Here is a 12,186-nt window from a genome sequence, read left to right on the forward strand (position 1 = left end):
GGATGGGAGGATGAAGCTGTGGATGAGCGCGACACCCTGGTATTCCGACCGACCACGAGCATCGTGCTGTCGGTGAGCGGCTGGGCCCTCATCGGACTGGGAGGGGCGACAGCCGTCGGCTACGCGATCGCGCTCGGGGAGCCCCATCGCCTGTGGGCGCTCGTGCCGGTCGCGCTGCTCGCGCTGCTGGTGTGGGAACTCTTCTGGCGCCCGCGGGTGGTCGTGACGGACGCGGATGTCACCCTCGTGAACCCGTTCCACACCGTGACGGTCGCCTGGAGCAGCCTGATCGATGTCGACACGCGCTTCGCGCTGACCCTCGTCACCCCGCAGCGTCGCTACCGCGCCGCAGCCGCTCCGGCGCCGGGACCCCTCACTCGTCCGATCACCGGCGCCGCCAGCGCCCACCCGGCGATCGGACCGGCCGATCGCGACGGCGGACGACGCGCGTCGTCGGCGCTCGGGACCGACTCGGGCGACCTCGCGGTGATCGTGCGCGACCGCTGGATGCGCCTGGCCGAAGCGGAACGGATCCCGCTCGGCCAGGCCGACGCACAGCGCGCGCGAGTACGCATTCACCTGGCGAGCCTGGCGACCGTCGTGGCGCTGCTCACCGCGAGCCTGCCCGCGATCGCTCTGGCCTGAACGGATCACCTCAGCTCGACCTCGGCCTCGACCTCGGCGGGCACGTCCTGCACCGGGGCCTCCTTGGTGCGACGCCGCGAGAACCGACGGCTGCGCGGGTCGAAGGCCTCCCGCAGGGCATCGCCGAAGATGTTCGCCGACAGCGCGAGCGCCACGATGAAGAACGCCGGCCACCAGAACAGCCACGGCCGCACCGCGAACGCCGACTGGTTCGCCCCGATGAGCAGACCGAGCGACACATCAGGAGAGCGGATGCCGTAGCCGAGCAGCGAGATCGCCGACTCGAGCAGGATGGCGGCCGCGGCCAGCAGCGACGCCGAGACGATGATGACACCGGTCGCGTTGGGCAGGATGTGACGGAAGATGATGCGGGCGTCGGATGCCCCGGCAACCCGAGCCGCCTCGACGAACTCGCGCTCGCGCAGCGAGAGGAACTCACCGCGCACGAGACGGGCGATGACCATCCAGCTCACGGCGCCGAGCATGACGCCGAGGATCCACACGCCGACAGCGCCCGCGTAGTTTCCGACGACCGCGGCGAGCACGATGGCGGGGATGACGATGAAGACATCCGTGATGCGCATGAGCACCGCATCCACCCAGCCGCGGTAGTAGCCCGCGATCGCGCCGACGATCACGCCGAGCACGACCGCGATCCCCGTGATGAGGATCATCACGACGAACGAGTTCTGGATGCCGCGCATCACCATCGCGAAGTAGTCGCGACCGATGCGGTCCTGTCCGAACGGGTGGTCGCCGAACGAGAACGGCCACAGCTGCAGGGTGGGTGCGCCATCGATGGCGATGTTCGGGTCGGGGTCGGTGAAGTTCCACTTCCACCACCCGTGGATCGGTCCGACGCCGATCGCCGTGGTGGCGAACACCACGATGGCGAGAAGCACGACCAGCGAGACGACGCCGGCGGGGTTGCGCAGGAACCGACGCAGGATCAGGCGCCCCTGACTGACGGAGCGGTGGTCGACCGTGTCGACCGAACTGGGCAGAGAGGTGGACATCAGCGGACCCTCACTCTCGGGTCGAGTGCCGCATAACTGAGATCGGCGAGGAAGTTGAACAGGATGGCCATGAAGGCGATCACGAGGAAGTAGCCCATGACCGGGTAGACGTCACCGCGACCGAGCGAGTTCTGGAAGAGCGCGCCCATGCCGGGGATGCCGAAGATGTACTCGGTGATGATCGCGCCGCCGAGCAGGGCGCCGAGGTCGGTCGCGACCAGCGTCGTGATCGGGATGAGCACGTTGCGGAAGGCGTGGCGCACCACGACGACCCGCTCGGGCATGCCCTTCGCCCGGGCCGTGCGCACGTAGTCCTGCCCGAGCACCTCGATCATTCCGGCGCGCGCGTAGCGCGTGTAACCCGCGAACGAGATCGTCAGCAGCGAGACCGTCGGCAGCAGCAGATGGAAGAAGGTGTCCAGCGCGGACCGCCACATGTTGCCGGGATCATATCCGGGAGTCGACGAGCCGACCGTCGCGATCGGGCGGCCGTTCATGTCGAACATGTAGCCCGGGAAGGACTGCATGAGCCGATCGATGATGATCAGGAACCCGATGAAGAACGCCACGAGAATGCCGATGCGGATGTTCTGTCCACGATCGTCGCCGCCGACGAGGAAGCCGACGAGCGCACCGACGACGAGCGCAGCGATCGCCAGGATCGCGATGGTGCCAACGGTCGAGACATCCAGCAGCGGCTGCACGGCGAAGTACGACGCGATGCCGATGACCGCCACGATGCCGGCTGTGATGAGTCCTCGGCGGTTGTAGATGCCGGCGAGGATCGCCGCGACCGCGGCCGCGATGCCGAGGCTCAGCACGATGATGCCGACGGGGCCGATGGCGGGCTGGGCGAACCAATCGGTCGCGCTCATGTAGATCAGGAGGCCGGCGGAGACCACGAAGGCGGACGCCGTCGTGATGAGGCGCCGACGCATCTCGCCGCCGACGACCGCCTGGATGATCAGCGCGAGCACCAGCCCGATCACGATCGAGAGCCAGATCGGCACCTCTGGTGAGGCCAGGAAGTTGTTGTACCCGATCGCGACGAAGCTCTTGAGCATCGTTGCTGCGAGGAACGACGGGAGCGAGTACAGGAACAGGCTGATGACGGTGAACGTGATGTCGAAACCGCTGTTCTCACGGATGGCCGACAGGATGCCGGTCGCGATGCCGAAGAGGATCGCGAGAATCAGTGCCGCGGTGACCATCTGCACGGTCGAGAGCATGGCGGTCGGCAGCAGGTCGGTGACCTGCGCCCCCTGGAACGTCTGGCCAAGGCTGCACTGCCCGGCGAAGGGGACGAGGCACTTGGCGGCCCCACCGATCCAGATGAACCAGCGCAGCGGCGGCGGGACATCGAGATTGCCGATCTGGATGCGCGCCTGGATCAACTGCTCCTTGTTTGGGAGGATCGAGGTGCGCAGGTCTTCGAGGGGATCGGTGGACAACGCCACCAGGTTGAACATCACGAACGACGCCGCGACGAGAATCAGAACGGAAACGCCGATTCTTCTGAGGATGAATCCGACCAATGTGTGTTTTTCCTCGCTCACGCGCGGAGCTCGCCGGGATCTTCCGGCTCACCCCGCGTCGGTGATCACTGACAGAAGTTGGGGGTGGCGCCCTGATCGGACGCCACCCCCAGCATCATGACCTTACTTGGAGCTGGTGCTCGTCTGCACCGACCACTCCCAGAAGTTCCAGATCGGTCCGGTCTGGTTGCCCATGTACTTGACACCCTGAACCTTGCTGGAGACGCCGTAGATACCGGCGGCCTGGAAGAGCGGGAGGCCGTAGCCCTGCTCGAAGGCGATCTTGTCGATCTGCATCTCCAGATCGGTCAGCTTGGCGGGGTCAAGCGTCGTCTGGGTCTGCGTGGCGAGGTCGTTCGCGGCGGTGAAGCCGTTGTAGTTGCCGCCACCCTGGCTGGTGAACAGCTGCGGGATCTGGGCGGTGCCCACACCCGGGCTGATCCACCCGAACAGCGACGCGTCGTAGTTGCCACCGGCGAGCAGCGACGACCACTTCGGGTCACCGCCGTCGACGACGTTGAAACCGGCCTGCTTGGCCGACGCCTGGATCGCCTGGAACTCGTCGACGCGGTTGGGGTTCTTCGAGTTGTAGAGGATCTTCACGGTCGGGGTCTTGCCGGCGAGCAGGCTCTTGGCCTTCTCGATGTCGACCGAGTCGTAGGCGGACGAGCCGTTCTGTGCAACCGAGGTCGCATACTGCGACTGGTTCGGGAGCCAGATCTGCGAGTCGAGCGGCTTCGCGTCGGGGTTGACCGGCTTCACGATCGCGTCGACGATCTGCTGGCGCGGGATCGTGAGCAGGAACGCCTGGCGCACGGTCGGGTCGCTGAACACCGACGACTTGAAGTTCAGGTCGAGGTGGTCGTACGAGACCTGGTCACCCGTGAGCACGGTGGCGCCGGTGACGGCCTCGAGGGACTTCTTGGTGTCGGCCGATGCCTGGGGGTAGACGATGTCGACCTCGCCGTTCTGGAGGGCGGTCACCTGTGCGGCGGCGTCGGGGATGACGCGCATCACGAGCTTGTCGATCTGCGGCTTCAGGTTGCCGTCGTAGTACGGGTTCAGCGAGAACTCGAGCGACTGTCCCGGAGTCCACGCGGAGAGCACCCAGGGGCCGCTCGACACGAGGAGGTCGGAGTCGGTCGGGAACGACGTGATGTCGTAGCCGGTGTTGATGAACTTCGCCGCGGCCTCGAGGGTCGCATTCGGGGCGACCGGGCTCGACGGGTTACCTGCGGGCAGGCCCTGGAGGAGCTTCGTCAGGTCGGCAGCCGACGAGAGACCGGCCTTCTTCGCGACGATGTGCGCGGGCTGCGCGATCGGCGAGAAGAGGTTCCAGTCGACGTAGGGCTGGCTGTAGACGAGCGTAATCGAGGTGTTGTTGTCGCCCACGGTCGGGAACGCGGTGCTGTTGATTCCCGCGGTCGAACCGGCGATGGCGAAGTACTGCGTGCCCTTGGTGACGTTGCCGTCGGCGTCGAACGTGGCGTCGTCGTAGTGACCCGAGGCGATCGCCCAGGCGAGGACCATGTCATCTGCGGTGATGGGCTGGCCATCCGACCACTTCGCACCCGACTTGAGGGTGTACTTGACCGTCAGCGGGCTGTCCGAGGTCTTCTCGTACGTGCCGATGTCGGTGTTCGCCACGACGTTGAAGTTGTTGTCGGGGTACTGGAACGCCGCACTGGTCAAGTACGCGTACTGACCGTTCGTGTCCAGGTTGCCCTGCGGCGTGTTGTAGTTCAGCGAGGTGAGGTCGTTGACGATGGCCTCAGTGACGGTGCCGCCCGAGCGGGGCTTGGTGGTGGTGCCGCTCGTGGTGCAGCCCGCCAGCAGGAGGGCACCCGCGGCTGCTGCCGCGATCACCACTCCGAGACGTGACTTCTTCAACTTGGTGACTCCTTATGAGAAGGGATGTGGCCCCACACGAAGTCCGAAAACTTCGCATGGCGCAGATACGGAAACCCTAAGCACGGCCATCCGCCTGTTCAAAGCCGGACCGGAAACCGTTACATACCCTTAACGCGAATGACGGTGCGATGCGCAATCTGCACAGTCGGGGTGCAGAGCGGGCCGATGCGCCTTTTACCTGCGCATCACGGCGGAAGCGGCATCCCGTGAAACGATGCCGGGGTGACCGAGACGACGCGTCCCTTTCCCGCCGAGCGCCCGCGGGCCGTGGGCTTCGACCGCACCCGGCTGCGCTGGGAGGTCTGGCTCGTCCTCGGCGTCAGCGTCGGCCAGTCGGCCCTGTACTCGGTGCTGTCGATCGTGCGCACGACGATCGAGACGATGTCTCGCGGCCAGACGGTCGGCGACGCGCAGACGCAGCTGAACCCCACGCAGGACGCTGCGGCGTTCTGGGACATCCTCTACCAGTTCCTCGATGTGTTCTTCAGCTTCGTGCTGATCGCGCTGGTCGTCTACCTGCTGTGGAGCGCGGGCGACAGCGCGCTGCGACGCATCGGGCTCGACTTCCGCCGATTCGGCGGCGACCTGGATCGTGCGGCGCTTCTCGCCGCGGTCATCGGCGTGCCAGGGCTCGGGCTCTACGTGGTCGGTCGACTGCTCGGGCTGACCCTTCAGGTGCAGGCGTCGCCCCTGGATGCCGCGTGGTACACCGTCCCGCTCCTCCTGCTCGCGGCGCTGCGCGCCGGCGTGCTCGAGGAGGTCGTGTTCAACGGCTACCTCTTCGACAGGCTGCGGCGGCTCGGCTGGTCGTGGTGGGCGATCATCCTCACCGCAGCGGGTCTGCGAGGGCTCTACCACGCGTATCAGGGCGTTCCCGCGATCATCGGCAACGCGGTGATGGGGGTCGTCTTCGGCTGGTGCTATCGCCGCTGGGGCCGGGTGATGCCGTTGGTGATCGCCCACACCCTCATCGACGTCGTCGCGTTCATCGGATATCCGCTCGCCGTCTCGCTCTGGCCGGGCGTCTTCGGCTGAGCCGCCGCGGTGCACCGGTGCGCCGAGGCGCCGGTGCACAAGTGAGCCGGAAGGCACGACGCGCGACCTACGGCCGACCGTGCGTCGCGGAACGCTCCGTCCCACGGCTGCGGGAGCGGGCACGTCGTGACGTTCCCTCCACCGCGCGGCGAATGCGATCACTGTGCACCGGTGTGAGGGGATGCACGGTCGATCGGGCGGCGCGGCGGGGAGGCTGGCGGGATGAGCGTCACTGCGATCCTCGTCCCCTCGCCGGTCCCCCTCGAGATCGCCGACGACGATGCTCCGGTCAGGCGTCCGCGCGACCTCCCCGGGTATCACCGCGTCCGACGCGGCGTCTACGCCCCTCAACATGAGTGGGACCGCCTGGCCGCCCGTGAGCGCTACCTCACGCGCGTGCACGCCCTGGCGGCGATACGCCCGAACACCGTGTTCTGCATGGAGTCCGCGGCGGCACTCCTCGGACTCCCGTTGTTCGGCGAGCCGCGCCGCATCCATGCCTTCGCTCCCGGGCTGCGTCGATCCACCTCGTTCGGCGATGTCACCGTGCACACCAGCGCGACTGCCCGGCGCGTCGACGCGGGCGGTACGATCGCCGTCGTCGACGCGGCCGACACATCCATCGACCTCGCGCACGTGCTGCCCCCGGCGTTCGGCCTCGCCGTGATGGATGCCGCGATCGCCGCGCACCCCGCAGCATCGACGATGCGTGACGAACTGCAGCACCGCCTCGAGACGCGCGTACCGGCCCACGGGAGGCGCCGCGCGGAATGGGCGTTGGGGTTCGCGGTCGCGAACAGCGAGTCCGTCGGGGAGTCGGTCAGTCGAGCCGTGATCTCCTGGCTCGGGTTCGAGGCACCCGAGCTGCAGTGCGTCTTCCGGGGCGAGGGTGCTCGCGATCGAACGGACTTCTTGTGGCGACGGGCGTCGGTCGCCGGGGAGTTCGATGGGTGGGACAAGTACCCAACCCACGATCCGCGAGCCGCACGGGCCGCATTCATCGCGGAGAAGCGACGCGAGGACCGCCTGCGACGCCAGCTTCGCGCCGTCGTGCGATGGGAGTGGCGGGATGCGCTCCATCCGCACCGTCTCGAGCGGCTCCTCGCGCAGGCCGGTGTGCCACGCACCGATCGTCGACGCCCGTCGCTGCTCCCCGACGTGGGCCGCAACCCGCGCTCGACCTAGAGCCCCGCGCGGACCGGGCGCCCACCGGGGCGGGGTGGGCGCCCGGCCGCCCTCACGGCGTCGACACGGCACGTTGCGCGGAGGGCGCGGGGCAGCGCGCCGCGCATCGTGGCTTCTCGCGCGGATGGGTTGCGGCAGAGCGGCGGCGCTGCGGCCACGGCGGCGCGGCGGCAGCAGACGGGCGGCGGCCACGCGGCCGCAGCCGCGGCCGCGGCCGCGCCGACGCAGCGGTCAGGCGAACGCCTCCACGGGCGGGCAGGCGCACACCAGGTTGCGGTCGCCGAAGGCGTTGTCGATGCGGCGCACCGGCGGCCAGTACTTGCCGCGCACGAGGGATGCCACGGGGTAGACCGCCAACTCCCGCGAGTAGGGATGCTCCCACTCCCCCGCGATGACCGCCTGCGCCGTGTGGGGCGCGTTCACGAGCGGATTGTCGTCGGCGGGCCATTCGCCCGCGCCCACGGCGATCGCCTCCGCCTTGATGGAGATCATCGCTTCGATGAAGCGGTCGAGCTCGGCGACATCCTCCGACTCGGTCGGCTCGACCATGAGCGTGCCCGCGACGGGGAACGACATGGTCGGCGCGTGGAAGCCGTAGTCGATCAGCCGCTTCGCGACGTCGTCGACGGTCACGCCGGTCTCGTCTCGCAACGGCCGCAGGTCGAGGATGCACTCGTGCGCCACGAGCCCGTTCTCGCCCGTGTACAGCACCGGATAGTGCGACCGCAGGCGCTGAGCGACGTAGTTGGCGGCGAGCACGGCGTGCGAGGTGGCGTCGCGCAGCCCTTCGGGCCCCAGCATCCGCACGTATGCCCACGAGATGGGCAGGATCGAGGCGGAACCGTAGGGCGCCGCGGAGATCGCTCCGCCGTCGAAGGTGAACCCGCCGGCGTGCTCGTGGCGCTGCGCCTGGCCGTGCGACGGCAGGAACGGTGCGAGGTGCGCCTTGGCGGCGACGGGCCCGACTCCGGGGCCGCCCCCGCCGTGCGGGATCGCGAACGTCTTGTGCAGGTTCAGGTGGGACACGTCGCCGCCGAGGTCACCGAACCGCGCGAATCCGAGCAGCGCGTTGAGGTTGGCACCGTCGATGTAGACCTGACCGCCCGCGTCGTGCACCGCCTGGGTGATCGCGAGCACGTCGTGCTCATACACACCGTGGGTCGACGGGTAGGTGATCATCAGCGCGGAGAGCGCATCGGCGTGCAGCGCGATCTTCGCGCGCAGGTCGTCGAGGTCGACGTTGCCCGCATCGTCGCACGCGACCACGACCACGCTCATGCCGGCGAGCACCGCGGATGCCGCATTCGTGCCGTGTGCGGACGACGGGATGAGACACACGGTGCGCGAGAGGTCGCCGCGGGACAGGTGGTAGCCGCGAATCGCGAGGAGCCCGGCGAGCTCGCCCTGCGAGCCGGCGTTCGGCTGCAGCGAGACGGCGTCGTAGCCGGTGAGCTCGGCGAGCCAGCCCTCGAGCTGCGTGACCAGCTCGAGGTAGCCCTCGACGTCCTCGGCGGGCGCGAACGGATGGATCTTCGCGAACTCGGGCCACGAGACCGCCGCCATCTCGGTGGCCGCGTTGAGCTTCATCGTGCACGAGCCGAGCGGGATCATGCCGCGGTCGAGCGCGTAATCGCGATCGGCGAGGCTCTTGAGGTACCGCATCATCTGCGTCTCGGAACGGTGCGCGTGGAACACCTCGTGCGTGAGGAACTCGTCGATGCGCGACAGCGATGCCGACAGGTGCGCGGAAACACCCAGCGCGCCGGCGCGCGCCGCGCCCGCCGCTCCCCCGAACGCCTGCACGACCGCGTCGAGGTCGGCTGCGGTGGTGGTCTCATCGACCGAGACGCCCACGGTGTCGTCGTCGACGAGAAGCAGCTGGATGCCGCGGCCGTGCGCGTCCGCCACGATCGCCGCCGCGCGGCACGGCACGCGCACGCGCACCGTGTCGAAGAACGCGTCGTGCACGAGCTCGGCGCCGGTCGACGTGAGCGCGTCCGCGAGTGAGGAGGCGCGGGCGGCGACCGCCCGGGCGATCTCCCGCAGGCCGTCGGGGCCGTGATACACGGCGTACATCGAGGCCATGACCGCCAGCAGCACCTGCGCGGTGCAGATGTTCGACGTCGCCTTCTCCCGCCGGATGTGCTGTTCCCGCGTCTGCAGCGACAGCCGGTAGGCGGGGTGGCCCGCGGCATCCTGCGACACACCCACCAGGCGACCCGGAAGCTGGCGCTCGAGACCCGCCCGCACCGCCATGTAGCCGGCGTGGGGTCCGCCGAAGCCGAGCGGCACGCCGAAGCGCTGGGTCGTGCCGACCGCCACGTCGGCGCCGAGAGATCCCGGCGAGCGCAGCAGGGTGAGGGCGAGGAGGTCCGCCGCGACGACGACCTTTCCGCCCGCGGCCTGCACGGCGGCGATGGCCTCGGTGGGGTCCCACACGCGGCCGGATGCCCCGGGGTATTGGATGAACGCGCCGAACACGTCGATGTCGGCGGGCGGCGGCGACTGGTCGAAGCTCGTCTCGTGCAGGTCGATGCCGACCGCGGCGGCACGGTGCGCCAGCAGCGACTTGGTCTGCGGCAGTGCGTCGGCGTCGACGAGGAACACCGTCGAGCGGGACTTCGAGGCGCGGCGCGCGAGCAGCATGCCCTCGACGACGGCCGTGGACTCGTCGAGCATCGACGCGTTGGCCGTGTCGAGCCCGGTGAGGTCGGCGACCATCGTCTGGAAGTTGATGAGCGCCTCGAGGCGACCCTGGGAGATCTCGGGCTGGTATGGCGTGTAGGCCGTGTACCAGGACGGGTTCTCGAACACGTTGCGCGCGATGACCGACGGCGTGTTCGTGTCGTAATAGCCGAGCCCGATCATGGGTCGCAGCACCCGATTGCGCGCAGCGAGCCCGCGCAACTCCGCGAGCGTCTCCTGCTCGGTGGCCGCGGACGGCAGGGCCGCCAGCGTCTCGCGAGGGGTGAGGATGGCGTCGGGCACCGCGACCCGCACGACGGCATCGGCGTCGGCGTAGCCGAGCGTCTGCGCGAGGCGTGCGCTGTCGCCCGCCGTGCCGATGTGGCGGGAGCGGAAGGCGTCGCTCACGCAGCGCCGCCGGTGAGCTCGTCGTAGGCGGCGCGATCGAGGAGCCCCTCGATCGCCTCACCATCGAGCTCGACCCGCACGAGCCACGCCGCGAAGGCGTCGGCGTTCACGAGCGCCGGGTCGCTGTCGACGTCGCCGTTCACCTCGATGACGCGGCCGGACACGGGCGCGTAGAGCTCGCCGACCGACTTCGTCGACTCGATCTCGCCGCACACCTGGCCGGCGGTCACCGTGCCGTCGATGGCGGGGAGCTCGACGAACACCACGTCGCCGAGCTTCTCGGCGGCGTAGTCCGTGATGCCGAAGGTGGCGACATCCCCTTCGATGAGCACCCATTCGTGCTCGGCGGTGTACTTGAGTGCGTCGCGGTCGGTCATGCGTTCCTCCGATAGAAGGGCGGGGTGGTCACGGTGGCGGGGATGAGAGTGCCGCGCACGTCGATCGCGAGAGCCGTGCCGGGGGCGGCGTGCGCGGGCGAGACGTAGGCGAGTGCGATCGGGTGTCCGAGCGTGGGGCTGAGCGCGCCGGAGGTGATCTCTCCGACCGCGTCGCCGTCGGGCGTGCGCACCTCGTAGCCGGCGCGGCCGGCGCGCCTGCCCTCGGCGACCAGCCCGACGAGCACCGGGCGATCGGTGGGGTCGGCGGCCTCGAGCGCGGCCTTTCCGACGAAGTCGGGCTTGTCGAGCACGGGCACGCGGCCGAGACCGGCCTGCGCGGGCAGGGTGTCGAGCGTCAGCTCGTGGCCGTAGAGCGGCATGCCGGCCTCGAGGCGCAGCGTGTCGCGGGCGGCGAGCCCGGCGGGCACGAGCCCGACCGGCTCGCCCGCGACAAGGAGGGCGTCCCAGAGCCGCGCCGCGATGCCGACGGGGGCGAGGAGCTCGAAGCCGTCTTCACCCGTGTACCCGGTGCGCAGCACCAGCACGTCGGCGTCGAAGGCGCGCGCCCGCGACCACGCGTAGTACTTCAGGTCGGCGACCGGGGGCGCGACATCCGTCAACTCGTCGAGGGCGGCGAGCACCTCGACGGCGCGCGGGCCCTGCACCGCCAGCAGGGCATAGTCGTCACTGACGTCGGCGACGGATGCCGCGAACTCCCCCACCCGCTCGGCGAGCGCCGCGGCGACGGGCCCGCGGTTGCCCGCGTTCGCGATCACGAGGAACCGCTCGTCGGCGAGTCGATAGACGATCAGGTCGTCGATGACGCCGCCCGACGGGGCGAGCAGCAGCGAGTACTTCGCCTTGCCGATCGCGAGGGCAGACAGGCGGCCGGCGAGCGCGGCGTCGAGGTAGGCGCCGGCATCCGCGCCGACGACGTCGAACTCGGCCATGTGCGAGATGTCGAACAGGCCCGCCGCCTCGCGCACCGCGCGGTGCTCGGCGAGATCGGACGAGTAGCGCACCGGCATGAGCCAGCCGCCGAAGTCGGTGAACGAGGCACCGAGGGCGTCGTGACGGGCGTGCAGCGCCGTCGTGCGGGATGTGGAGGTGGGGTCGGTCATGAGTTCTCCCGTGCAGGGGCGGGCGACCGTCAATCGACGGTCTCGAACTCCCCCTCTGTCATCGGCCTGAGAGCTTGCTCGCGGCATCCGTCACAGAGTCGGATGCCGCGGCTTTCACCGTCGGCGGACGCGTATGCGTCGCTTTCCAGAGCGGCCCGACCGGGGCGGTACGGCTACCTGAGAGATTGGCGGGGAGGCTTGCTCCTTCGGTGCCCGTCGCCGGCTGCGACGGAGCTCTCCCGCTACGGTCACGGGGCCTTGTTGACTT

The 12,186-nt window shown here is 69.3% G+C and carries 9 protein-coding genes and 2 riboswitches; of the genes, 3 read left to right on the forward strand and 6 right to left on the reverse strand.

Translation table 11 applies throughout. The features are described 5' to 3' along the window. Positions 1–18 precede the first annotated feature (18 nt). Positions 19–645, forward strand: a complete 627-nt coding sequence (locus tag FFS51_RS06290) for a PH domain-containing protein (RefSeq protein WP_249352667.1) — start codon at positions 19–21, stop codon at positions 643–645. Between the two features lie 5 nt (positions 646–650). Here the strand turns inward: FFS51_RS06290 and FFS51_RS06295 are convergent, their stop codons facing one another. The 3 genes from FFS51_RS06295 to FFS51_RS06305 form a co-directional block, all read right to left on the reverse strand. Then, on the reverse strand, positions 651–1,661 hold the full coding sequence (locus FFS51_RS06295) for an ABC transporter permease (protein WP_045246956.1): 1,011 nt from the start codon (positions 1,659–1,661) through the stop codon (positions 651–653). Next, positions 1,661–3,118 carry an ABC transporter permease gene (locus FFS51_RS06300; protein ID WP_249352668.1) on the reverse strand — a complete coding sequence of 486 codons (1,458 nt, stop codon included), beginning with the start codon at positions 3,116–3,118 and terminating at the stop codon, positions 1,661–1,663. The genes FFS51_RS06295 and FFS51_RS06300 overlap by 1 nt, the downstream gene beginning before the upstream one ends. 201 nt (positions 3,119–3,319) lie before the next feature. Beyond that, positions 3,320–5,086 carry an ABC transporter family substrate-binding protein gene (locus FFS51_RS06305; RefSeq protein ID WP_045246954.1) on the reverse strand — a complete coding sequence of 589 codons (1,767 nt, stop codon included), beginning with the start codon at positions 5,084–5,086 and terminating at the stop codon, positions 3,320–3,322. 243 nt (positions 5,087–5,329) lie between these two features. On the opposite strand from FFS51_RS06305, the gene FFS51_RS06310 reads away from it, so the two are divergent. Continuing rightward, complete coding sequence (locus tag FFS51_RS06310) at positions 5,330–6,142, forward strand: CPBP family intramembrane glutamic endopeptidase (protein WP_171006123.1); 813 nt, start codon at positions 5,330–5,332, stop codon at positions 6,140–6,142. Between the two features lie 222 nt (positions 6,143–6,364). After that, positions 6,365–7,327 (forward strand): hypothetical protein, encoded by a 963-nt coding sequence (locus tag FFS51_RS14645; RefSeq protein WP_171006124.1) that lies wholly within the window; start codon positions 6,365–6,367, stop codon positions 7,325–7,327. A gap of 231 nt (positions 7,328–7,558) precedes the next feature. Here FFS51_RS14645 and gcvP read toward each other — a convergent pair whose 3' ends face one another. Genes gcvP through gcvT form a run of 3 tightly spaced genes read right to left on the reverse strand, consistent with a single transcriptional unit; the run spans position 7,559 to position 11,918 of the window. Continuing rightward, positions 7,559–10,420, reverse strand: coding sequence for an aminomethyl-transferring glycine dehydrogenase (gene gcvP, locus FFS51_RS06320; protein WP_137877798.1), 2,862 nt, complete (start codon positions 10,418–10,420; stop codon positions 7,559–7,561). Then, complete coding sequence (gene gcvH, locus FFS51_RS06325) at positions 10,417–10,797, reverse strand: glycine cleavage system protein GcvH (RefSeq protein ID WP_045248712.1); 381 nt, start codon at positions 10,795–10,797, stop codon at positions 10,417–10,419. Before gcvH ends, gcvP begins: the two co-directional genes overlap by 4 nt. After that, positions 10,794–11,918 (reverse strand): glycine cleavage system aminomethyltransferase GcvT, encoded by a 1,125-nt coding sequence (gcvT, locus tag FFS51_RS06330; RefSeq protein ID WP_137877799.1) that lies wholly within the window; start codon positions 11,916–11,918, stop codon positions 10,794–10,796. Before gcvT ends, gcvH begins: the two co-directional genes overlap by 4 nt. 45 nt (positions 11,919–11,963) lie before the next feature. Next, positions 11,964–12,073, reverse strand: a riboswitch (glycine riboswitch). Further along, positions 12,074–12,170: riboswitch (glycine riboswitch) on the reverse strand. Positions 12,171–12,186 lie beyond the last annotated feature (16 nt).

It is taken from the genome of Microbacterium sp. 4NA327F11 (genome assembly GCF_005503465.1).
Lineage (GTDB): Bacteria > Actinomycetota > Actinomycetes > Actinomycetales > Microbacteriaceae > Microbacterium > Microbacterium ginsengisoli.